This is a genomic window from Ruegeria sp. D6, assembly GCF_056534365.1.
On record NZ_JBQFPH010000002.1, the window covers coordinates 485424 to 507120 of the forward strand.

Annotated in this window: 23 protein-coding genes; 20 read left to right on the top strand and 3 right to left on the bottom strand. The window is 56.4% G+C overall.

Going from position 1 to position 21697, the window contains the following annotated elements; all coding sequences use genetic code 11:
* Positions 1-16 precede the first annotated feature (16 nt).
* Positions 17-634 (top strand): TetR/AcrR family transcriptional regulator, encoded by a 618-nt coding sequence (locus ACR0A1_RS09850; protein ID WP_170512806.1) that lies wholly within the window; start codon positions 17-19, stop codon positions 632-634.
* A 327-nt stretch (positions 635-961) separates the two neighbouring features.
* Here the strand turns inward: ACR0A1_RS09850 and ACR0A1_RS09855 are convergent, their stop codons facing one another.
* Complete coding sequence (locus ACR0A1_RS09855; RefSeq protein ID WP_170512808.1) at positions 962-2557, bottom strand: GMC family oxidoreductase N-terminal domain-containing protein; 1596 nt, start codon at positions 2555-2557, stop codon at positions 962-964.
* 109 nt (positions 2558-2666) lie between these two features.
* On the opposite strand from ACR0A1_RS09855, the gene ACR0A1_RS09860 reads away from it, so the two are divergent.
* The 4 genes from ACR0A1_RS09860 to ACR0A1_RS09875 all read left to right on the top strand — a co-directional run bounded on the left by ACR0A1_RS09860 (position 2667) and on the right by ACR0A1_RS09875 (position 6786).
* Complete coding sequence (locus ACR0A1_RS09860) at positions 2667-3905, top strand: TRAP transporter substrate-binding protein (RefSeq protein ID WP_170402109.1); 1239 nt, start codon at positions 2667-2669, stop codon at positions 3903-3905.
* 66 nt (positions 3906-3971) lie between these two features.
* Positions 3972-4637 carry a TRAP transporter small permease gene (locus ACR0A1_RS09865; protein WP_170392533.1) on the top strand — a complete coding sequence of 222 codons (666 nt, stop codon included), beginning with the start codon at positions 3972-3974 and terminating at the stop codon, positions 4635-4637.
* On the top strand, positions 4637-5995 hold the full coding sequence (locus tag ACR0A1_RS09870; RefSeq protein WP_170594355.1) for a TRAP transporter large permease: 1359 nt from the start codon (positions 4637-4639) through the stop codon (positions 5993-5995). Before ACR0A1_RS09865 ends, ACR0A1_RS09870 begins: the two co-directional genes overlap by 1 nt.
* A gap of 11 nt (positions 5996-6006) precedes the next feature.
* Entirely contained in the window at positions 6007-6786 is a 780-nt protein-coding gene (locus tag ACR0A1_RS09875; protein ID WP_170661686.1) for an IclR family transcriptional regulator, read from the top strand.
* Between the two features lie 271 nt (positions 6787-7057).
* Here the strand turns inward: ACR0A1_RS09875 and ACR0A1_RS09880 are convergent, their stop codons facing one another.
* Entirely contained in the window at positions 7058-8110 is a 1053-nt protein-coding gene (locus tag ACR0A1_RS09880) for a LacI family DNA-binding transcriptional regulator (protein WP_480567412.1), read from the bottom strand.
* A gap of 156 nt (positions 8111-8266) precedes the next feature.
* Between ACR0A1_RS09880 and ACR0A1_RS09885 the strand changes: the two genes are divergently transcribed.
* From ACR0A1_RS09885 to ACR0A1_RS09955, 15 genes are all read left to right on the top strand, one after another.
* Positions 8267-8458 carry a hypothetical protein gene (locus tag ACR0A1_RS09885; RefSeq protein ID WP_170392536.1) on the top strand — a complete coding sequence of 64 codons (192 nt, stop codon included), beginning with the start codon at positions 8267-8269 and terminating at the stop codon, positions 8456-8458.
* Positions 8459-8490: 32 nt separating this feature from the next.
* Positions 8491-9636, top strand: a complete 1146-nt coding sequence (locus ACR0A1_RS09890) for a TRAP transporter substrate-binding protein (RefSeq protein ID WP_170392537.1) — start codon at positions 8491-8493, stop codon at positions 9634-9636.
* Between the two features lie 102 nt (positions 9637-9738).
* Positions 9739-10254: a TRAP transporter small permease gene (locus ACR0A1_RS09895; protein WP_170392538.1), complete on the top strand. Its 516-nt coding sequence runs from the start codon at positions 9739-9741 to the stop codon at positions 10252-10254.
* A gap of 15 nt (positions 10255-10269) precedes the next feature.
* Positions 10270-11601 carry a TRAP transporter large permease gene (locus ACR0A1_RS09900; protein ID WP_170402124.1) on the top strand — a complete coding sequence of 444 codons (1332 nt, stop codon included), beginning with the start codon at positions 10270-10272 and terminating at the stop codon, positions 11599-11601.
* A 36-nt stretch (positions 11602-11637) separates the two neighbouring features.
* The gene (gene hisD / locus ACR0A1_RS09905; protein ID WP_480867287.1) at positions 11638-12945 is read left to right on the top strand and encodes a histidinol dehydrogenase; all 1308 of its coding nucleotides are present in this window, start codon (positions 11638-11640) and stop codon (positions 12943-12945) included.
* A gap of 8 nt (positions 12946-12953) precedes the next feature.
* Positions 12954-13691: an SDR family oxidoreductase gene (locus ACR0A1_RS09910; protein WP_170594353.1), complete on the top strand. Its 738-nt coding sequence runs from the start codon at positions 12954-12956 to the stop codon at positions 13689-13691.
* Positions 13688-14650, top strand: coding sequence for an alcohol dehydrogenase catalytic domain-containing protein (locus ACR0A1_RS09915; RefSeq protein ID WP_170594351.1), 963 nt, complete (start codon positions 13688-13690; stop codon positions 14648-14650). The genes ACR0A1_RS09910 and ACR0A1_RS09915 overlap by 4 nt, the downstream gene beginning before the upstream one ends.
* 18 nt (positions 14651-14668) lie before the next feature.
* Entirely contained in the window at positions 14669-14974 is a 306-nt protein-coding gene (locus tag ACR0A1_RS09920) for a UxaA family hydrolase (protein WP_170392543.1), read from the top strand.
* A gap of 12 nt (positions 14975-14986) precedes the next feature.
* Positions 14987-16165 (top strand): UxaA family hydrolase, encoded by a 1179-nt coding sequence (locus ACR0A1_RS09925; RefSeq protein ID WP_170392544.1) that lies wholly within the window; start codon positions 14987-14989, stop codon positions 16163-16165.
* Between the two features lie 207 nt (positions 16166-16372).
* Complete coding sequence (locus tag ACR0A1_RS09930) at positions 16373-16789, top strand: universal stress protein (RefSeq protein WP_170402133.1); 417 nt, start codon at positions 16373-16375, stop codon at positions 16787-16789.
* 155 nt (positions 16790-16944) lie between these two features.
* Positions 16945-17832 carry a helix-turn-helix transcriptional regulator gene (locus ACR0A1_RS09935; RefSeq protein WP_480867290.1) on the top strand — a complete coding sequence of 296 codons (888 nt, stop codon included), beginning with the start codon at positions 16945-16947 and terminating at the stop codon, positions 17830-17832.
* A gap of 113 nt (positions 17833-17945) precedes the next feature.
* Positions 17946-18899: an alpha/beta hydrolase gene (locus tag ACR0A1_RS09940; RefSeq protein ID WP_480867292.1), complete on the top strand. Its 954-nt coding sequence runs from the start codon at positions 17946-17948 to the stop codon at positions 18897-18899.
* A gap of 58 nt (positions 18900-18957) precedes the next feature.
* The gene (locus tag ACR0A1_RS09945) at positions 18958-19452 is read left to right on the top strand and encodes a nuclear transport factor 2 family protein (RefSeq protein ID WP_170646667.1); all 495 of its coding nucleotides are present in this window, start codon (positions 18958-18960) and stop codon (positions 19450-19452) included.
* Positions 19453-19505: 53 nt separating this feature from the next.
* On the top strand, positions 19506-20012 hold the full coding sequence (locus tag ACR0A1_RS09950; protein WP_480867294.1) for a nuclear transport factor 2 family protein: 507 nt from the start codon (positions 19506-19508) through the stop codon (positions 20010-20012).
* A 111-nt stretch (positions 20013-20123) separates the two neighbouring features.
* Complete coding sequence (locus tag ACR0A1_RS09955) at positions 20124-20816, top strand: SDR family NAD(P)-dependent oxidoreductase (RefSeq protein ID WP_480867296.1); 693 nt, start codon at positions 20124-20126, stop codon at positions 20814-20816.
* A 3-nt stretch (positions 20817-20819) separates the two neighbouring features.
* On the opposite strand, the gene ACR0A1_RS09960 is transcribed toward ACR0A1_RS09955, so the two are convergent.
* A complete protein-coding gene (locus tag ACR0A1_RS09960) occupies positions 20820-21656 on the bottom strand; it encodes a LysR family transcriptional regulator (protein ID WP_480867298.1) in 837 nt (278 codons plus the stop codon).
* Between the last annotated feature and the right edge of the window lie 41 nt (positions 21657-21697).

Below are 21697 nucleotides of genomic sequence, written 5' to 3' on the forward strand. Positions count from 1 at the left end.
ATATTAAGTTGAAAAAATGTCCGATGACACCAAGAAGCCGGAATCAATCCGGGAAAAGGCAACAGCCAAGCGTCGCAACCAGATTTTGGAGGCCGCAGTTATGTGTTTCCTTGAGCGGGGCTATCATCAGACAGGCGTCCGCGATATCGCTGCGCGGGCGGGCGTCAGCCTTGGAAATCTCTATAATCATTTTCGCGGCAAACATGATGTGCTTGTAGAAATCGCAATACTTGAACGCCACGAGATGGAGCCGTTTCTGAAAATCCTGAACTCAGATGCGCCCGCGCCCAAAGTCATAAGAAAGTTCATCAAGGCCTACGCAAAATACCTTGCTGCGCCGGAAAACGTTATTTTAACATTGGAAATTTCGAGCGAAGCAGTTCGTCAACCGGACATCGCGCAGCTGTTCGTCGAGAACCGGTCGAGTTTGACTGAGGCCCTGGAAGCCGTAGTGAAGCGAGGAATTACTGGCGGTGAATTGCGCGCCGTTCCGGATCCCCTTCAGGCGTCACAACTGGTGATCGAAGTTCTGGAAGGCAGTGCATATCGTAGTGTGCTGTCAGAAATGCCCATGACCGGGATCATTGTGTGCGCTGAAGACTTTATTATGAGTTCCCTGCTGGCACGTCATTAGCACGTGGGTAGCGTGTCGTTTTGGAATTCGTGAATGTTAGCCAAAGGGAGCTGCCTGAGACATTCATGTAGGCAGCAAAGATCGACTTTGAGCCGGCCGAAACGCGGGGGAGGTCAAAAGAAAGTTGGAGTTGCGGTTAGGACTATTTGCTAACGCAATATCATCCGAGGTTCGGTTACCAGACTTCGTTTAGTCACAAGACAAAGCGGTCGCAAAGCGAATGCAGGTTCCAACCACCGGCACAGCGCCAGATCGTTTTTGAGGCGATTGACGCACTGATCTATTGATACTGTAGGGATCAGGCGATCAGATACGATGGCAGATTTCTCAAGCATCCGCCTTTATCAGGTCGCTTGCCTTTTCGCCAATCATGATCGCTGGTGCGTTGGTGTTGCCGCTGACGATTTCCGGCATGATCGAACAATCAGCGACCCGCAGGTTCGAAATACCGTGTACCTTTAGTCTTGCGTCGACAACAGACGTCTCGGCGTTCCCCATCGCGCAGGTGCCGGTTGGGTGGTAGATCGACACGCTGTTCGATCTGGCCCAATCCAGAGTGCCTTCATAATCTTCGCAGCTCAGCTCTGCAGTTGGTCGAAACTCTTCTGAAATCTTCGAGGCCAGAGGGTTTTGTTTGGCAATCCCGCGCGCGATGTTCACGCCGTCGACAATGGTTCGGCAGTCCGTTTCAGTGGACAGATAGTTCGGGATGATCTTGACATGTTCGGATGGGTCCGGTCCGTTCAGGCGCAGCTCTCCCCGACTTTCCGGACGCAGTTGGCAGACCGACATCGTGAAGGCCGAAAACGGATGCACGCCTTCGCCTGGGCTGTCGGCGGACCAGGGTTGCACGTGGAACTGAATGTCGGGCGTCTCAACATCGGGCCGGGTTTTCATGAAACCAGTCGCAAGGCTGGCGGCCATTGTCATCGGACCCGCACGGAATAGTGCGTATTTCAGCGCGATTCGCGCCTGATTGAACAGGCTGCGAACTTCGTCATTCAGTGTGGGCTCATTGCATTTGAACACCAGCCGCGCCTGCAAGTGATCCTGAAGACCTTTGCCAACACCCGGCAGGGCGTGCAGCGGTTTGATACCATTTTCCTTTAGATGATCCGGCTCTCCGATCCCTGACAACATCAGGATTTGGGGAGAGTTGATCGCCCCACCGGACAGGATGACCTCGCGCCGAACTGTCAGGGTTTGCTCGGCACCAGAACGATCCCGGTAGACCAGCCCGGTTACTTTTTTCCCATCCAGAACCACACGCGACACAAGCGCTTTGGTGATGATGTTGAGGTTCTGACGACTGCGAATGGGCTTGAGATAGGCGACGGCGGCGCTACAGCGGCGGCCATTGCGCGTGGTCAGTTGGAAGTAACCCACACCTTCTTGCTCGGCCCCGTTATAATCTGGGTTGAACGGGTAACCGGCGGCCTGTGCCGCCGCGACCCAGGCATCGCAGATCGGGCGCTGAATGCGCATGTTGGACACTGACAAGGGGCCATCGACGCCATGATATTCATCCTCGCCGCGCTCTTGATCCTCACAGCGTTTGAACAGGGGTAGCACATCGTCCCAGCCCCAACCCTCGTTGCCCATTTGCCGCCAGCGGTCGTAATCTTCCTTCTGGCCACGCACATAGAGCAACCCGTTCAGCGAGGATGAGCCACCCAGCACCTTGCCCCGTGGCCAGTCGATGGATCGACCGTTAAGGCCGGGGTCGGGCTCAGTGCGATAGCACCAGTCAACTGAGGGGTTATGCATCGTTTTGAAATAGCCGACGGGGATGTGAATCCACGGGTTGGTATCGCGGCCACCTGCTTCGAGCAGCGCAACAGTTGTGTTGGGGTCTGCGCTCAACCGATTGGCAATGACACAGCCCGACGATCCTGCGCCAACAACTGCATAATCCACCTCCATGACCGCCTCCTTCCAACGTCGCTGAAAAAAACTCTATGCAAGATGCAAGAATTATACTAGCCTTTTTTGATACAAAACGTCTCAATAATTGCGATCAGGGAGGTAAGCAATGGAGATCGGACGGAAACTAAGTGGTATTTCACGGCGAGATTTCTTCCGCGTGGCCGGGCGTTACGGCATGAGCTCGACACTGCTGGCGGCAGGCGGGTTCGGCGGCGCGATGAGTCTGGCGAATCTGGCGCAGGCCGCCGAATCCACCTATGAGAAGCGCTTTTCGAAAGAGCCGAAGCACACGCTGAAATTCGGCGCGTCGGGCTTCAACACCCGCAACCTGTTGATTGAGCGCGCCGGCGCAATCGAGTTCGCGCGCGACCTGGAAGAACGCACGGACGGCGAGATTCGCATCGAATTCATCGGCGACAACCAGATCTGCGGCCAGCTGAGCTGTGTCGAAAAGACCCAACAGGGAATCGTCGATATTTATGCTGCCTCAACTCAGAACTCGGCCGGAGGCGCACCTTATCTGAACGTGCTGGACTATGCCTATATGTTCCCCAGCCGCGCGGCGCAGTATCACTTCTTCTATAGCCCGGCGAGCCAGCGCATCCTGCGCGATCCGCTGGAAAAACGGCACGGGTTGAAGTTCCTGTTTACCCATTGTGAGCTACGCGGCCTGCAAATGGGTTCGACCTTTGCCGACAAGCCGACCGTCACCAAACTGGAAGAGTTGTTTGGTACCAAGAACCGCGTGACGGGTACGCAGTTGGGCCGGATTGCAATGCAATTGCTGAATCTGAACCCAGTCCCGGTGGCTTGGGAAGAGACACTGGATGCGCTTAAGACAGGTCTGATCGATGGGGCGGAAACCTGGGCCTCGGCCGTGGCTTACGCCAACATGGCGCCGGTGGTTTCGCAGTCGGTCAATCTGAAATTTTTCTGCGGCACTGAACATACGTCCATGTCGGCCGAGGTCTTTGACGGTCTGAGTGGAGAATTGCAGGACGCAGTTATGGAGTCTTCCTACTTCACTCAAGCGTTGATCCAGGGTGCGAATGAAGCCGCATTGCTGAATACGGTAGGCTTCTCGGAGCCGCAATTGCCGGACACGATCTTCGCCGAAAATGGCGTGCGCCCGGCTTTCCTGGCTGACGATCAGATCAAGCTGGCCGAAGAGATGTGCGCCCCGAACTACAACCCAGAGCCTTGGGCCCAGTGGCGCGAACGTCTGAACAAATGGGCAGGCGGAATTGATACCTATCAGGAAATCTACGACATCGCGCGCGAGATTCCGGCCGACACCCTGCCGGAAAATGTCGAACCGCGCCGTTGGTGGAAAGGCGAAGCCTGATAGACTGTTGCGAACCGGCCCTGAGCGGGCCGGTTCAACTTTATACCGACTGGGAGGACGGGGTTCATGTCGTTTTGGGCAGACATCGGCGCGATTTTCAGCGCCTTTCTCAGCCAGGATTCGTTCGAGATTCAATCCGCACTGGAATCCGACGCCGCCTGGGTGTTGGGCGCGATTGTCTCGGCGATTGGCGGAATCGTGATCATGTTGATCTATCGGGCGGTGCCCTTTGTTGAACGTCATCTGGAACGGTCGGTGATGGTGTATTCCTACCTTGCGATCGCATTAATCATCTTCTGGGGCGTGATCGACCGGTTTGTGTTCAACGATCAGGAACCCTGGTCGACCACCATTCCCCCGCTGCTGTTCATGGTCATGGCGTGGTTTGGGGCGTCGTACAATGTCCGCCTGCGCACACATTTGAGCTTCAGCGAATTCCGCACTGCAATGCCGAGGGCTGGGCAATTGGCTTGCCTGATACTCGACGCGATATTGTGGTTCATCTTTGCGGTGATCGTCATCGTGACCACAACACGGCTGGTGGCATTGTCGGCATCAAACTTTCAGATCGTTCTGGGTACAGACAATATCATGCAGTGGTGGTTCCTTCTGGCCGCACCGCTGTCGTTCTTTCTGATGGTCGGGCGCGTGTTTCAGAACCTTGCCGATGATCTGAACAACTGGAAAACAGGCGAGCCGCTGATCAAGCAGGCCGTGATCGGAGCAGACTGATGACAGACGGAACTATGGTCACACTGATCTCTCTTGCGGTCACCTTTCTGTTCATGCTGGGCGTGCCGGTTTTGTTGGTAATCGGCTATTGGGTCATCGGCTGTTCGTTTGTTCTTGGCCTGACGCTGGACAACATGGGTGCTGAACTTCTAAACGTCTTCAACAAGGGTTTCGCCTTGCTGGCGATGCCGCTGTTCATCCTGACCGGAGACCTGATCAATAAATCGGGGATCGCGAGACGTCTCAGCGATTTTGCTTATGCCTGTCTGGGCTGGATACGCGGCGGGCTGGCGATGGCATCCCTTGGGGCATGCGGATTGTTCGCAGCAATCTCAGGCTCAAACTCGGCCACAACCGCCACGATCGGTTCGATGCTGCACCCTGAGATGGTCAAAGGGGGTTATGACGAACGGTTCAGCGCGGCCACGGCGGCGGCAGGCGGTACGGTGGGGATCATCATTCCTCCCTCGATTATCTTTATCGTCTACGGTTTCCTGATGAACCTGCCGATTTCCGAGCTATTCGTGGCGGGTATCCTTCCGGGCGCGCTGATGGTTTTTGGCATGCAGTTCGCCTGCTGGATCATCTGCCGCATGAACGGGTGGGGTCATCTGATCCCACTGCAACTGAACCGGGTGCTGAAGACCGCATTCGGTGCCTGGCTTGGGTTCTTCGCCATCGGGCTGGTGTTGTGGGGTATATACACAGGCAAATTCTCACCAACTGAGGCAGCCGGAGTGACGGTCGGCTTCTGCGTTATTGCAGGGTTGGTCAGCTATCCGATCAATCGGATCATGGGCGCGCGGAACGACATCTCACCCACCGAAAAAAGCTATGCCGAGATGTTTGTCGTCGAAGGCTTCACGATCCCCGAGATCCCCTCAATCGTGATCCGCTCGGCCCAGATCACAGGTATCCTCGCACCGCTGATCGCGATTTCTGTGGTGATGCAGCAGATCCTGTCATTGCTTGGCGCTCAGCAAACCATTGGGGATTTCGTAACCTCGATGGGTGGCTACTATGCGGTTCTGTTTACTTCGATGGTGATCGTTTTCTTCTCGGGCATGGTACTCGAAAGCCTGCCTGTCACGATTATCCTGGCCCCGATTCTGGCACCGATTGCGGCCTCGGTCGGGATTGATCCGATCCATTTCTCGGTAATCTTCCTCGTGGGCGCTTCGATTGGCTTCATCACACCCCCTTACGGTCTCAATCTCTACGTGGCATCAGGGGTGACTGGCGTTCCCTACTTCCGTCTGCTTCGGTACACTGTGCCCTATCTAGCAGCGCTGATATCAGTGTGGATTTTGATCTCGCTTGTACCTGATCTGGCCTTGATCCTGCTGCCAAATAACTAGACTGTTGCGGGATGGCCGAAACGGAAACACAAGACAAAGAAACTCAGATCCCAACTAACTTGCGCCTTCTCCTCATCCTTGAGGAGGTGGCGCGACGCGGGGTTGCCGTCAAACCATCGGACCTGATCGAGACACTCGGTCTGGCGAAACCAACAATCCACCGTTTATTGCAAACAGCAGAGGCCGAAGGTTTCCTGCAGCGCGATCTGGATGGCCGCTCATACGGTCCTGGGCACCGTCTAAGGTTGCTTTCAGTCAACACCATGTCGTCCGAGCATCTGCGCACAGCGCGTTTGGCGATCTTACGCAGTGTCGCCGAGCAGGTTGGTGAGACATGCAATCTCGCCATTCCTGACCGAGAGGGCATGATCTATCTTGACCGGGTTGAGACGAAGTGGCCTTTGCGCATTCAATTACCGGTCGGGACACAGGTTCCCTTTCATTGCACCGCCAGCGGCAAGATGTACTTGTCCACGCTCCGGCAGAAAACACTGGATGGATTTCTTTCAGCAGGAAATCTGCAGCCACAGACTGAAAGTTCCCTGACCGATCCGCAGTCATTGCGCACGGAAATCCAACATATCGCTCAGAACGGTTATTCCACTGATGATGAAGAGTTCATGAGTGGAATGGCAGCCCTAGCAGTACCCGTTCAAGATGGGCAAGGCCGATTGGTGGGCACACTTTCGGTTCATGCACCGACACAACGTCACAACGTCAACAGCCTGATGTCGTTTCTGGGTATCCTGAAAAAGGGGGCAAATGAACTTTCGGCTCTGTTAACCACGTGACCAGAACCTGAAAGACAGCCGCGACAAAATAATTTTTGCCCGATTGCCGCGGCAGGCATCGTCCGGTTCGGGGCATTCTGCATCGCAACGGATGAGCCGCGTACAAAGGCCTTCCTCACAGCTTTCTTAGTCTGCTAGCCATAAACTCTTAGTCTAAGAAATACTCACACCAGTAGTTCAAGTTGGATTGGCCGTGCATGCCGAATCCGGGTCGTACATCGTTGGTAGATTCGAGCGGGTAGATTTCCAGAGATAGCCCTCAAGGTTGGGATCACACAATAGTGCGGGCAGGACCGAGTGATTGACGTAGTCTTATTTCTGTCGGCAACTCAACACTTTGACCGCTGTGCGCATCACGGAGTATCTGGATCAGCATCCCAGCGGCGCGACGCCCCATCTCGCGATGCGGGACATGTACCGTCGTAAGAGCGGGTTCGGCGAGCATTGCAATTTCGATATCGTCAAAACCGGTAATTGAGAGGTCTCTAGGCACCTCAAGCCCCATTTCCCGAGCCGCGCGTAAGGCTCCGACCGCCAAAACGTCATTGACGCACATCACGGCAGTCGTTTCTGGTGCGGCTGTCATGACCTCGCGCAAAGCAACTTCACCAGTTTCAACGCCGTAGGCGGTCTCGACAAGAAACATTGTATTCGGGTCTTGACCGGCCTCTTGTTTGGCATCCCGAATGCCTTGAACGCGTTCCCTTGCCCGATCATTCGAAGCGGTTGGAGCAGAGATACATGCGATATGCCGATGCCCATATCCAATGACCTGCCGGGCAAGGGCAAACATCGCGGCCCGATTGTCAAAGCCGATGGCCGGCGGGGATTGGTCAGGATCAAATGACCAGGCGATCAGAGTTGGTACACGCTGCTTTTCCAGAAACGCATAGATTTCCGGTTCGCGATCGTACCCAATCAGCAGCAACCCATCTGCACCCCGCGCTACCAACGCACGCACCTGTTGTTCTTCCAGCTCTGAATCATAGGCGGACGAAGCAACCAAAAGCGTTTTACCATGCCGCACCAGTTCTTCCTGAAACGCCTGTAGTCCGCGTGCAAAAACAGCGTTCTCCATAGTCGGTATCACGGCGGCAATCGTATTTGTCTGCCTTGCTGCAAGGGCTTGGGCTCCGAAATTTGGCGCGTACCCAAGTTCTCGTACAGCTGCCAGAACTCGTTCCCTTGTGCTTTGCCCTACCCGCTCTGGCGAGTTCAGGCACCGCGAGACAGTTGCGGTGGACACGTTCGCATGTCGGGCAACATCTGCAAGGGTTGGGACTGTGTTTTCGTGACCGCTTTGAGGCATGGTTTTTCTTGTCATTCTGGATGGGCAACTAGCTCAAGACAAATTCTATCAAAAGCACGATTTGTCGGGAACCTACAGCACATATGCAATGTAAGCGCTTGCATAACAAAATGTAAGCGCTTACATTGCGGACGACTCAGTGCGAGACATTGGATGGGTTGGGGAGGACGCATGCCATACTTGATAGCTGGAATATTGCTGCTCGCGTTTGTAGCGAACGTAGTGATCGGAGCAGTCTCGAATGCGCCCTTGGTCAACAATATCTGGGAAATGTTGATCTTGTTTGCTGCGGCCATCGCCTTTTCGATCGGCATTCTGCGGAGCGAAGCAAAAGAAATTTCGGAGAAAAAATCAAAGGAATAAATCCGAAAAAAAGTCCAACGGGAGGAGAACACATGGACAAGACTAAACAGGAGCTGGCTTCGGCCGAGCGTCGGAATTTTTTGAAACTCGCGGGCACCGGCTCGTTCACGGCGGCCATGGTCGCCGGCGCGGCTGGGACATTGTGGTCCAGCGAAGCGGCAGCACAGACCGCCGCCGAGGAACGCGATCGCGAAAACGCGGCTGAATTCAAGATGACGTTGGCAACGGCCTATGTTCTGGGCGCGTCTCGCAGCTATCCGATCATGCAGTTGGACCTGAAAGAAAACATCCAGAACATGACGAATGGCAAGGTCTATGTGAAACTGGCGCCCGGTGGTCAGCTTGGCGCTGGTGGTGCACTGGCGCAGGCGGTTCAGGGGGGGACCATTCAAGCCGCGCAACACTCGCTGTCGAATTTCGCACCCTTTGCGAGCGTGGTTGATCTGATCAACCTTCCATATTTCTGCGGGTCCAACCAGCGGTTCACGAACCTGACTTCCTCCGAAGCTTGGAAGGCGGAAGTAGACCCCAAGATCGCGGCATCTGGCTTTAAAGCGCTGATGTATATCGTGATCGATCCGCGCGTCGTCGCTGTTCGCCAGGGAGGCAACGCAATTATCACCCCCGGCGATATGTCCGGTGTCAAATTCCGCGTACCCGGATCAAAAATGCTGCAGCAGTATTATGGCATGGTGGGTGCGAACCCGACGCCTGTTGCGTGGGGTGAGACTCCGTCAGCGATCCGGCAAGGCGTCGCAGACGCGCTTGATCCCTCGGTGGGCGCGTTGCATGTCTTTGGCTTTGGTGAGATCCTCAGCCATGTGACCTTCACTCAGGCGGTGCCGGACAGTCAGGTCTATTCGATCAACCTTGAATGGTTCGACAGCCTGCCGATGGACGTCAAGGAAGGTATCGAATTTGCGGGCGAAGTCACCCAGCAGCAGAACCTTTCCAAAGTGCCTTCGGCACGGGCCTACGCCATGTCTCAATTGATCGCGAACGGCGTCGAGTTCCACTCGCTCAGCGAAGATCAGTTGGGCGAATGGAAAGAGGCCGGTGGCTATCAGCGCAGCGAATGGGACAGCTTCAAGACCGAGCTGGCCGGATCGATGGATGCGTTCGCCAAGCTGGAAGAAGCCGCAGACACGCGTGCGAAATACTACGTGCACGACGCCTGATCGCGTCTTCGGGCCGGCGCGTCCAGCGTCGGCTCATCCGATGTTTGCCCATTAAAAACCCACTAGAACACGTCGCCGCCGCGTGACGGTAGTGAGGATGCTATGTCTCAGCTCTTTCGAGCGATTGATAAAAATGCCGAACGTTGGCTGCTTTTAGTCTTCTACGTCATGCTCGTCGGCACGATGTTCATCGAAGTGGTCCGGCGCGAGGTCTTTGCCTACTCGTCCATCTGGGGCGAAGAAATCGTCCGGTATGCGTTCATCTATCTCGCATGGATCGGTGCCGCCGCTGCAGTCAAGGAACGCGGGCATATCCGCATTGATGTTCTGATGCACTACGTCCCGCGCACGGTCAAAACGCTGCTGTACATCTTCGGCGACATCGTGATGTTCATCGTGGCACTCGTCGCGATCTATTGGTCGTGGGAGACAGTCCACGTGTCCTGGAAATTCGGGTCTGTCACACACGGCCTGCGGATCAGCCAGGTCTTTTTCCTCATGGCGGTGCCGTTTGGCTTCGCGCTGGTCATCTTTCGGCTGGTGCAGTCCTTCCTCCGCGACATTGCCGACCTTCGAACGGGCCGTCCCGTCTACGAAGGCGACAAGCTGTTTGATTAAGGGAGGGCCTGAGCCATGATGTGGCAACAACTCGGCGGTCAAACGCTTGAACTTGGGTGGGATTTCTACGCCTCCGTCATTCTCTTCGTCGCTCTTGTCGCGCTCGCCGTTCCGGTCTGGGCCGCGATCGGCGCAGCATCGATCACAATGCTGATCATGTCCGGCGCATTGCCGCTGAGCCTTGTCGGCGAAAAGCTGTTCTCGGGCATCGATGCCTTCGCGCTGACAGCTGTGCCGTTGTTTATCCTGACCGGTGACGTGCTTGTCCGAACCGGGCTTAGTCGAAAGTTTCTGGACGTCGCCGAAGCCCTGACCTGCTGGGCCAAGGGTGGCTTCGGTTCGGCCACCGTTTTGGTCTGTGGTATGTTCGCGGCGATCTCCGGGTCGGACGCAGCAGGTGCGGCAGCGGTAGGGCGCATGACTATCGACCGGCTGGTCGAGAGCGGTTATCCCCGCCCCTACGCCTGTGCTTTGGTCGCAGCAGGAGCCTGCACCGGCATCCTCATCCCGCCCTCTATCGCCTATATCATCATCGGCCTCGTGCTGGGTATAGCGGTCTCGACCTTGTTCCTTGCTGCGCTGATCCCCGGCCTTTTGATCCTGACGGCCATCCTGATCACCAACGTCGTGATGAACCGGCTGAACCTTTGGGAAGGCGGCGGCATGATGACCGCAGCTGAATGGCGCGCGAACCTGTGGAAGACGGTCAAGTCCGGCTGGTACGCTTTCCTTGTCCCCGGCATCATTTTCTACGGCATCTTCTCGGGGAAACTGACCCCGACCGAGGCAGGTGCCGTGGCGGTCGTCGTGACCATCGTCATCGGGTTTATCCTGGGCACCCTGAAGCTTTCGGATTTCCCGGCCATGCTGGTCAGTTCGGCCAAGGTCAACGGCGTGATCCTTCCGATCATCGCCTTCTCGATCCCTCTGGCCGAAGCTCTGGCGATCATTGGAGTGCCGCAAGGATTTGTAGGGGCTTTGACCTCAGTCAGCAGTAACGAATTCGTACTGATCGCCATGATGGTCCTTATCCTGATCATTGCGGGCTGCGTTATGGAAACGACGCCCAACATCGTGATCCTGGCACCGATTCTCTACCCGTTGGCGCAAGAGATTGAGATGAACCAGATTCAGTTCTGCATCATGATGATCACCGCGCTGGGGGTCGGGTTTATTACTCCACCCTTGGGGCTGAACTTGTTCGTGGTGTCGGGGATTACGGGCGAGTCGATCCTCAAGATCGCCTACCGCGCCATCCCGTTTGTTTTCTTCATGCTGATCGTGACGTTGATGATCGCCTATATCCCGGCGTTCTCTACCTCGCTGTTGCCTGATGTCTATCGATAAGCCGCCGAAAGACGCGGTAAGAAAAGGACCTAATTCATGACCCGTGAATACCTGAAGAAAGCCACGCTGACCGCGCGCAGCGGAGCGTCAGATGTCAGTGAAATTGTGCAGGGAATCCTGACCGACATTGAGACAGGTGGCGATGCCAAGGCGTTGGAATACGCAGCCAAATTCGACAACTACGAAGGTAACGTCATTCTCAGCGATGCCGAAATCCAGGCCGCGATGGATGCCGTGCCAGAAAAGCTGAAGCGCGACATCGAGTTCAGCCACAGCAACGTCAAACGCTTTGCCGAGGCACAGAAAGCGTCCATGACCGACATCGCAGTCGAGGTTGTGCCGGGCCTGACCGCTGGCCAGAAGATGATCCCGGTGGATGCAGCCGGTTGCTACGTCCCAGGCGGGCGCTACAGCCATATCGCCAGCGCGATCATGACCGTGACGACGGCGAAGGTGGCGGGATGTAAACATATCGTCGCCTGCTCACCACCGCGCCCAGATGTCGGTATCGCGCCTGCGATCGTCTACGCCGCGCATATCTGTGGCGCCGACAAGATCATGGCCATGGGCGGCGTGCAGGGGGTTGCAGCGATGACCTTCGGGTTGTTCGGGCTTCCCAGGGCCAACATCCTTGTGGGCCCCGGCAATCAGTTTGTGGCCGAAGCAAAGCGTATACTGTTCGGGCGTGTCGGCATCGACATGATCGCGGGTCCGACCGACAGTCTGGTCCTTGCGGATGTCACCGCTGATCCGATGGTTGTTGCGACGGATCTGGTCGGGCAAGCGGAACACGGATACAACTCACCGGTTTGGCTGGTGACAGACAATCGTGATCTGGCCGAAGAGGTAATGCGTCTGGTGCCTGTCCTGATCGAGGACCTGCCCGAAGTGAACCGCGAAAACGCTACTGCGGCGTGGCGCGATTATGCCGAGGTCATCCTGTGCGCGGATCGCGAAGAAATGGCGGCGACATCGGATCAATACGCCCCGGAACACCTGACAGTCATGGCCGATGATCTTGATTGGTGGCTGGATCGGCTGACGTGCTATGGGTCGCTTTTCTTGGGCGAAGAGACCACGGTTGCCTTTGGCGACAAAGCCTCGGGCACCAATCACGTGCTGCCCACGAGCCGGGCGGCCACTTACACCGGTGGCCTCAGCGTCCATAAATACATGAAGATCGTGACCTGGCAGCGCTCGACCGCTGATGCGATGAAGCCGATTGCGCAGGCGACGGCCCGTATCTCACGCCTTGAAGGTATGGAGGGGCACGCGCGTACTGCGGATATTCGACTGGCCAAGTTCTTCCCCGATGAAAACTTTGACCTGACAGCCGAAGACTGACCCAACCCGTGACCTATCATCCTGATCTCACTGGACATACCGCTCTTGTGACCGGGGCCAGCTCCGGCCTTGGTCGCAGAGCGGCAGAGGTATTGTCGCATGCCGGCGCTAAGGTCGTGGGCGTGGCGCGACGTGCAGAAGCGTTGGCCGAGCTGGATCAGGTCCATCCCCTGCCCTGGGATCTTTCGGATCGTGATCGGTTGGCGGAGCTGGCCGTTGCCGCGTCGCAGCCGTTTGGGGCACCGGATATTCTGGTGCATGCCGCCGGGATCAACACGCGCGAGGCTGCGGATGATGTATCGCCTGAGGGGTGGGACATCACACTGGGATTGAACCTTGCCGTTCCCTTCTTTCTGTCGCAGCACCTAGTGCCCGATATGAAGGCCAAAGGCTGGGGACGGATCGTAAATTTCGCATCGCTCCAGTCCAGCCGAGCTTTTCCAGGTGGGCTTAGCTATGGGGCGTCAAAGGGCGGCGTGGCACAGCTGACCCGAGCAATGGCCGAGGCCTGGTCATCAAGCGGAATATGCGTAAACGCGATTGGCCCTGGGTTCTTTCGAACCGAGCTGACGGCTGCAGTGTTCAATGATCCTGAACGCGCGAACCGTAATGCTGCGCAGACCTGTATCGGTCGCAACGGAGAGCCCAAAGACCTCGACGGCCCGTTGCTGTTCTTTTGCTCTGATGCCTGTGCCTTCGTGACCGGGCAAGTTTTGATGGTTGATGGGGGGTTTACAGCGAAATGAGAGCGTTGGTCTACACCGATGTCGAAACACTGGAATACCGCAATTTCGCGGACCCGGAGCCCGGCCCCGATGAGGTTCTCGTCCGTATCGATAGCGTCGGCATTTGCGGGTCTGACATGCACGCCTATCTGGGCCATGATGACCGCCGCCCGGCACCGCTGATCCTCGGCCATGAAGGGGCCGGTGTGACGGCTGATGGCCGTCGCGTAACCATCAATCCGCTGGTCAACGACCCCAACAGCGCGGCTAGCCGGTCCGGACGTGAGAACCTTTGCCCCTCGCGACAGATCATCTCAATGCCGCCGCGCGAAGGCGCTTTTGCGGAATATGTCGCTATCCCAGAGCGCAATTTGATTGAAGTGCCCTCGCATATCACGCTGGAGCAGGCCGCACTCGCCGAACCGATTGCGGTCAGCTGGCATGCGGTGCGGCTGGGGCTTGCGGCCCTGCACCCGGCAGACGAACGGCGTGCCCATGTGATTGGCGGCGGGGCAATCGGGCTAGCGGCAGCTCTTGCGCTCACTGCGATGGGGGTCGAGCAGGTGACCTTATCCGAACCCAACGCAGCCCGTGCGACCTATCTTCGCGACACCTGTGGAATCGCCGTTGTGGACACACCGGAACAGGACATTCCATTGGTGATCGACGCAGTGGGGTTTGCGTCTACCCGTGCGGTTGCCTCGGCGCTCGTCAGCCCGGGCGGGGTGATTTTGCACATCGGCCTAGGCAGTTCCGAAGGTGGATTGGATATCCGACGCATCACGCTGCAGGAAATCACGCTAATCGGCACCTACACCTATACCGCACAGGACTTCCGCGACACATGCAATGCCATGTTCAAGGGCCGCCTCGGGACGCTTGACTGGGTTGAAACCCGCGACCTGTCCGACGGGGCCGCGGCCTTTACAGACATTCGCGCTGGCAAGACGCTTGCGCCGAAAACCATCCTTAAACCATAGCAAAAACCGGAGACCTTCATGTCAAATCCAGCCCCAAATGAAATACCGCACCTTTTGGTGCATGAAGAGGAAGACAATGTCGGTGTCGTGGTCGTCGAAGGCCTGACTGCAGGCACCGACATGCTGTGCTGTATTACACATGACAACTCGACCTTTCGCCTGACCGCAGGCGCGGATGTTCCGATTGGCCACAAGATTGCGCTCACGGACCTCAAGAACGGCGATACGGCGATCAAATATGGCGAAGACATCGGCAAGATCATCGCTGACATCCCACGCGGCGGGCATGTCCACACGCAAAACTGCAAGACCAAGCGCTGGTAAGGGGTTAATACCATGAGCAAATATTCAAACATGACTGTCATGGGCTACCGGCGCGAAAACGGCCGGGTTGGTGTGCGCAACCACGTGCTGATCCTGCCCGTCGATGACATTTCCAACGCCGCCTGCGAGGCGGTCGCCAACAACGTCAAGGGCACGCTGGCAATCCCACACGCTTATGGCCGCCTTCAGTTCGGTGAGGACCTCGAGCTGCATTTCCGCACTATGATCGGCACAGGGGCCAACCCGAATGTCCACTCGGTGGTCGTCATCGGCATCGAGCCGGGTTGGACCAAACGCATTGCCGACGGCATCCGCGAGACCGGCAAGGACGTGGCAGAGTTCTCAATCGAACAGAACGGTGATTTTGAAACCATCCGGCGCGCTTCATGGGCCGCCAAGGATTTTGTCCACAAGGCCACCGAGGTCCAGCGCGAGGAATGCTCGATCAACGAGCTTTGGATTTCGACCAAATGCGGTGAAAGCGACACGACAACGGGTCTGGGGTCCTGCCCAACCGTTGGCAACATGTATGACAAGTTGCTGCCCGAAGGGATCACCGGGTTCTTTGGTGAAACCTCGGAAATCACCGGGGCGGAACATATCTGCCAGAAACGCGCCATCAACGAAGAGGTCGGCGAGCGCTGGTACAAGATGTGGAAGGCCTATCAGGACGATGTAATCTTTGCCCATCAGACCGATGACCTCAGCGACAGCCAGCCAACCAAGGGCAACATCGAAGGTGGCCTGACCACCATTGAGGAAAAGGCGCTTGGCAACCTCGAAAAGATCGGCCGGACTTCGCAGTATATCGACATTCTGGAACCTGCCGAGCAACCTAACTCGGGCAAAGGCCTGTACTTCATGGACAGTTCATCAGCTGCGGCGGAATGTGTGACGCTGATGGCGGCGGGCGGTGCTGTGATCCATACCTTCCCGACAGGTCAGGGCAACGTGGTGGGCAACCCGATCGTTCCGGTCATCAAGATCACCGCGAACCCGCGTACAGTGCGCACCATGGGCGAGCATGTGGACGTTGATGTTTCAGGCATCTTGCGGCGCGAACAAACCATCGATCAGGCTGGTGATGCTCTGATCGATATGATCCGCAGGACAGCAAACGGCCGTAACACCGCGGCAGAGGCGCTGGGACATCGGGAATTCTCGATGACAAAACTGTATCGCAGCGCATAGTAACCTCAAGGCGGCCATTGCATATGCGGTGGCCGTCTTTCTCTTGAACCGAGGTCCAGAATAGGCGCGGCTCGAGGTGTTTGGCCACTAAGGCAGAGCGGGGTCCTGGGCACCAGATCAGAACCTTTAATTCTGAAAGTACTTATCAAGTTATGATGCACCAAGCCCGCTCGTTGACATCGCCGAAACTCACTGGGAGTGCTTTACATGTATAAATCCATATTGATCCCCGTTGCCATTGATCATGAAGAGTTGGTTGCCGAGAAAATCACCACTGCCCGCAAGCTTTTGGCAGCTGACGGAAAGATCACACTACTTACAGTTCTGGAACAAATCCCGGGTTTTACGGCGGAATTCGTGACAGTGAAATCCGAAAACCATCTGACCAACAAAATCATGGGAACCCTAAAGTCGATCGCCGGAGAAGCGACCGATATAAACTGCCAGGTAGAAACGGGAAAGCCAGGGCTGCGCATTACCGAGTTCGCACGGGAAATCGGCGCTGATTTGATTGTTGTCGGAGCGCATCACCCATCGGCAATGGACTATTTTCTCGGATCAACGGCAGCGCGTGTTTCTCGTCGGGCATCGTGTTCCGTCTTGATTCAGCGACCGCAATCTTGAAAATTCTCTAAGCGTCGACCCGAACGCTACAGCTGCGCTGCGAGAAGCAGGTGGCCACGGCACCACTCCATGGGTTCGCACCCCTGTTGGATGTTTTCAACCGTGTACGATCGACGCTAGCGAGAATTGCCCAGGTACACTATGGGAGCCGACGATTGCCTTCGAGATATGCGGACATTTACCCCTCGGAACCTTTACTAAACAGCGATGCGATCGAGCGGCCTTCGGCTGCAGGGTTGATGTCCGTTCGGTATTTCCGGGCTGAGCCGGATCAGATGCCCGAGGATGTTTTCAAAGAGCATCACGTGCTTCTCAATCTCCAGACCATTCCGCACAGAGTTCAGAACTGGAGGGATGGTGAGTTGCGGGATTTCATGTTTCACAAGGATGAAATCATCGTCACTCCGGCTGGTATGCGATCGGGTTGGCGGTGGTACGCGACGTCTGATGTCATCGTTATCACGCTGGACCCGGCTAAGGTTGAACGCTTTGCTCAGTCCGAGCTGGGCATGCTGCTTGACCCGCAGCAATTTCGGGATTTGCCGCAGTTCTCGGACCCTGATCTGTGCACGGCTGGCGTTATACTGCGTGACGCATTGGAATCGACCGACATGTCTTCGGTCGTGATGTTCGAAGCCATGAGCCGCGTATTCCTAGTGAAACTGCTCCAGAAATATGGAAAACGCCGGATCGAAGATGTTAAGTTGTCATCCCGCTTCACATCCCGGCATTACCAGCGCGTTTTGGCCTTTGTACAGAACCGGCTGGATCAGACCATAACCGTTGAGCAGCTCGCGACCGAGGCGGGAATGAGCCCTTCGCACTTCGCACGCATGTTCAAAGAGACGTTGGGTACGACCCCGATGCAATATGTCATGGCCTACCGAATGGAACAGGCGATGAAGATGATGCAGGACCAGCAGCGTCCTCTGGGTGATATCGCTTTGGAATGTGGCTTTTCCGATCAGGCTCATTTCACGCGCAGCTTTAAACAGGTGGTGGGACAAACCCCCAAGGCTTATCGCGCGGCCAACATGGCTTGATGCAGGATCATTCAAAAACACAGCAGTCCGGTGCAATCAAGTGAACCTCCGGCAACGTATCTCTTTCGTCATCGGGCTTGCGCCCATCCAGACAGACTTTGGGAGATATCGCGATGAAAACCCTCGCTCTGAATACCGCTGCGGCTTTAATGGCCTCGACAGCTGCCGTCGCACAGGTCGAAACCCGCATTGTCACCTTTGAGAATGAAGGTGCCACCCTATCCGGCACACTGTACCTACCCGAAGAACGCGGCGATGCACCTTTGCCAACGGTCGTGGTCACAGGGGCCTGGACCTCGGTACAAGAACAGATGCCGGCGAACTATGCCCGGGAAATGGCCGAACGCGGATTTGCCGCCTTCACCTTCGATTTCCGAGGCTGGGGTAAATCCGGCGATCTGCCGAACCAAGCGCGCTTTGTCGAAAGCCCCGAAGCCAAGACCTCGGACATCAAGGCTGCGATCGAATTCATAGCGACCCTGCCAGAAGTGGACGCCGAGCACATCAATGGGCTGGGTATCTGCGCCTCAGCGGGTTATATGGTCGATGCCGTCTCGGGCAACCCGCTGGTTCAGCGACTTGGTTTGGTTGCTCCCTGGCTGCAGAACGCCGAAATTGTTGAGGCCGTCTACGGCGGCGCAGAAGGTGTTGCCGGCTTGCTTCAAGTCTCTCGGGCTGCCGAAGCCGCCGGGGGCCAGATCATTCCTGCCGCGGGTCCAGAAGGTGCCGAAGGCGTGCTGATGCCGATCGGTGGCTACTACTATGAGGCTGACCGTGGGGCGATCCCGGAATATGATGACAAATGGAACAATGCAGGCTGGGAAGGCTGGCTGACCTACCATCCCGCCGACAACCCACAGCGGCTGGATAAACCGCTGACCATTGTTCACTCTGAAAGCGCAGCGATCCCGCAGGGCGTGCAGACCTTCCTTGCCGGATTTGCCGGTGACGCGACTGCGCAGTGGCTCGAGGATGTCACGCAGTTCGATTTCTACGACAACCCCGAGGACGTGACACAGGCGGCCGACGCCGTTGCCGACCACTTCCGCGCCGGATTGGATAATTGATCCTGCTGATCAGGCGTCGGACCTCGCTATCCGACGTCTCATTCCCTTGGAGACCCCGATGAACCGAAAACTTCAACGAGCACTCGCGGTCGCGACCGTTATGGGAGGCAACGCAATGGCCGATACCCCCGAAGACAATATGAAAGTGGTTCAGAACTTTTTTGCGGCTTACGGCTCGAACGACCTTGATGGAATCGCCGCTGTCATGGACGAGGACGTACAATGGCACATTCCCGGCCGCCATCCGCTGAGCGGCACCAAAAACGGTCGGGATGAAGTTTTGGCCTTCTTCGCCCAATTGGGCGCAGCTGGGTTTCAGGCTGACCCGATCTACTTTGGCGCGGATGAAACCCATGTTGTAGATATTCACCGAGGCTGGTCCAACGCCGAAGGTAAGCCGAATGTCGATACCATCTGGGCTCTGGTCTACCGGATCGAGAACGGCAAGATCGTCGAGGCCACCAATCTCAGTGCCGATCAGGATGCGGCGAATACGTTTTTTTGGTCGCAATACACCTTAGCGCCCGTGCCTGAACGCTTGGCTAATGAATGAAGCAGGCGCAGCAACGTACGTTGCTTTGTCCAACTCTGACAAAGGACCCGGATATGAAACGATCCCTCATCGCCATGCTCACCGCCATAACAATGATTGGAGGCCCTGCATTGGCCGATCAAACCGACATCACCCGCACCCTAACGGATATCGCTGCAGGCGCAGACCGGCATGATTGGACCCGTGTAAGGGATGCCTTCGCCGATCACGTCACCATTGACTACACGAGCCTTTGGGGTGGAGACCCGGCAACCCAACCCGCCGATGAACTTGTTGCGGGCTGGGCCGCCTTCTTGCCGGGGTTCGACAGCACGCATCACATGGTGACCAACCACGCAATCACCTCAGTTTCAGAAACCGCCGCAACAGCGCAGGCTGATTTCACCGCCACCCACCGTCTTGACGATGACCTATGGGTTTTGGGCGGCCGCTATGACTATGCGTTGGAAAAAACAGATGACCGCTGGGTTGTAACAGCGATGACAATGACCGCTCTTTGGGAAACCGGCGACCGTGGTCTCGTCGCCCTCGCCGGTGACCGCGGGACCGGGGCTAACTGACATCAGTTAACGCTGCATCGTTGCGCGCCGGTTGCCTTGCCAGAGCGATGTTGGCAATCTCACTATTAGGCTTTGCTTTCGGTTAACTGACGAAAATTCAAAGGAAACCTCATGACCGAACAACGTATCGCACTTGTGACCGGAGCCAATCGAGGCATCGGCAAAGAAGTCGCCCTACAACTGGCCCGCGATCATGGATTATTTGTTTTGGTAGCATCGCGCGACCCGCAAAAGGGACAATCCACGGCCGAAGAGATTGGGCATGGAGCTAAGGCCTTGCAACTGGACGTGTCCGATCAGAGCTCGGTCAACGCTGCCTTTGATAAGATCAACTCCGAATACGGATATCTCAACATACTGGTAAACAATGCAGGCGTTGACTACGACACGGATCAGCACGCGCTCAGCGCCGACCTGGTGCGCGTACGCCGTGCTTTCGAGACCAACTTCTTCGGAGCCTGGGCAACAACCATTTCGGCCGTTCCTTTGCTTCAAAATGGTCATGATGCCCGGATTGTAAACGTGTCTTCCGGCTCAGGAGCGCTGACAGGCATGTCATCCAGCACTCCCGGATATGGCATCTCGAAAACAGCGCTCAATGCGCTGACCATCAAGACTGCGGCTGATTTGAAACCCGAAGGCATCCTTGTCAACGCAGTGTGCCCCGGCTGGGTCGCCACTGACATGGGCGGGGGTGGTCGCCCGGTGTCCGAAGGGGCCAAGGGCGTCGTGTGGGCTGCAACACTGCCCGTGAACGGTCCAACAGGTGGTTTCTTTCGGGATGGGGTGCAAATTGATTGGTAGGATTTATCCCGGCACCATGAAATCGATCAGTTTCCTGACACGCTCGGGCAACAGGCGACGGCTGGGATAAACCGCATACATGTCTCGAGTCAGCGGGACAGTATTCTCAACTTCCAGTCGTCGCAGATCGCCCTCCACCATATCCTTCGGCAACATCGCTATCCCCAGATTACGACGAGCGGCCTGCGCGATGACATCAAGGTCGCCAATATTATGGGCTATGTGGGCTGGATTCACCGTCTCTCCCGTTTCCAGTACCCAGGGTTGACCCGCTATCAGCGCAGGAAGAGTCTGGAACTTCGGTCGCGTTAAAGGACCCGAAAGTCCGTGCTCTCGAATGAAGCCCTGCCCTGCGCAAAAACAATATGGAACTGACCATAACCGCTTGGCAACAAGACCGGAGTCCGCAAGCGGACCGACCCGAAAGGCGAGGTCGATATTGTCCGCGAAAAAATCCAGCATGATGTTAGTCGTCGTCAGTTCAAGCTGGACCTGAGGATTTTGTTCGGCGTAATCCACCAGCTTTGGCCCTATCGTTGTACGAGCTGCCAAGGGTGGGGCCGTAATGCGAATCGTGTGGTGCCGCGTGTCATCGGTAAAACCCGCAACACGCTGAAGCGCTTCAATCGGATCCTGACAACGATCCAGAAGACGGCGCCCCTCTTCGGTCAGGCGCACCTGCCTTGTCGTGCGCTCGAATAGCTTAGCGCCCAGATGATCCTCTAACTTGGCAATCCTGCGGCTAATCCTGCTAAGCGGAATACCCAGACGATCTGCAGCTTTGGAAAAGCTGAGGTGGTGGGCGACAATAGTAAACAGGCCAAGGTCGTTGAAGATCATAATTCTATCTATGAGATAATACCTTCTAAATTCAACTATTA

Coding starts and splice junctions, on each gene's coding strand:
- ACR0A1_RS09920 (WP_170392543.1), top strand. CDS start 14,669: ATGTCAAATCCAGCCCCAAATGAAATACCGCACCTTTTGGTGCATGAA.
- ACR0A1_RS09870 (WP_170594355.1), top strand. CDS start 4,637: ATGACAGACGGAACTATGGTCACACTGATCTCTCTTGCGGTCACCTTT.
- ACR0A1_RS09860 (WP_170402109.1), top strand. CDS start 2,667: ATGGAGATCGGACGGAAACTAAGTGGTATTTCACGGCGAGATTTCTTC.
- ACR0A1_RS09875 (WP_170661686.1), top strand. CDS start 6,007: ATGGCCGAAACGGAAACACAAGACAAAGAAACTCAGATCCCAACTAAC.
- ACR0A1_RS09930 (WP_170402133.1), top strand. CDS start 16,373: ATGTATAAATCCATATTGATCCCCGTTGCCATTGATCATGAAGAGTTG.
- ACR0A1_RS09925 (WP_170392544.1), top strand. CDS start 14,987: ATGAGCAAATATTCAAACATGACTGTCATGGGCTACCGGCGCGAAAAC.
- ACR0A1_RS09880 (WP_480567412.1), bottom strand. CDS start 8,110: ATGACAAGAAAAACCATGCCTCAAAGCGGTCACGAAAACACAGTCCCA.
- ACR0A1_RS09855 (WP_170512808.1), bottom strand. CDS start 2,557: ATGGAGGTGGATTATGCAGTTGTTGGCGCAGGATCGTCGGGCTGTGTC.
- ACR0A1_RS09885 (WP_170392536.1), top strand. CDS start 8,267: ATGCCATACTTGATAGCTGGAATATTGCTGCTCGCGTTTGTAGCGAAC.
- ACR0A1_RS09940 (WP_480867292.1), top strand. CDS start 17,946: ATGAAAACCCTCGCTCTGAATACCGCTGCGGCTTTAATGGCCTCGACA.
- ACR0A1_RS09895 (WP_170392538.1), top strand. CDS start 9,739: ATGTCTCAGCTCTTTCGAGCGATTGATAAAAATGCCGAACGTTGGCTG.
- ACR0A1_RS09865 (WP_170392533.1), top strand. CDS start 3,972: ATGTCGTTTTGGGCAGACATCGGCGCGATTTTCAGCGCCTTTCTCAGC.
- ACR0A1_RS09900 (WP_170402124.1), top strand. CDS start 10,270: ATGATGTGGCAACAACTCGGCGGTCAAACGCTTGAACTTGGGTGGGAT.
- ACR0A1_RS09945 (WP_170646667.1), top strand. CDS start 18,958: ATGAACCGAAAACTTCAACGAGCACTCGCGGTCGCGACCGTTATGGGA.
- ACR0A1_RS09960 (WP_480867298.1), bottom strand. CDS start 21,656: ATGATCTTCAACGACCTTGGCCTGTTTACTATTGTCGCCCACCACCTC.
- ACR0A1_RS09955 (WP_480867296.1), top strand. CDS start 20,124: ATGACCGAACAACGTATCGCACTTGTGACCGGAGCCAATCGAGGCATC.
- hisD (WP_480867287.1), top strand. CDS start 11,638: ATGACCCGTGAATACCTGAAGAAAGCCACGCTGACCGCGCGCAGCGGA.
- ACR0A1_RS09950 (WP_480867294.1), top strand. CDS start 19,506: ATGAAACGATCCCTCATCGCCATGCTCACCGCCATAACAATGATTGGA.
- ACR0A1_RS09850 (WP_170512806.1), top strand. CDS start 17: ATGTCCGATGACACCAAGAAGCCGGAATCAATCCGGGAAAAGGCAACA.
- ACR0A1_RS09890 (WP_170392537.1), top strand. CDS start 8,491: ATGGACAAGACTAAACAGGAGCTGGCTTCGGCCGAGCGTCGGAATTTT.
- ACR0A1_RS09915 (WP_170594351.1), top strand. CDS start 13,688: ATGAGAGCGTTGGTCTACACCGATGTCGAAACACTGGAATACCGCAAT.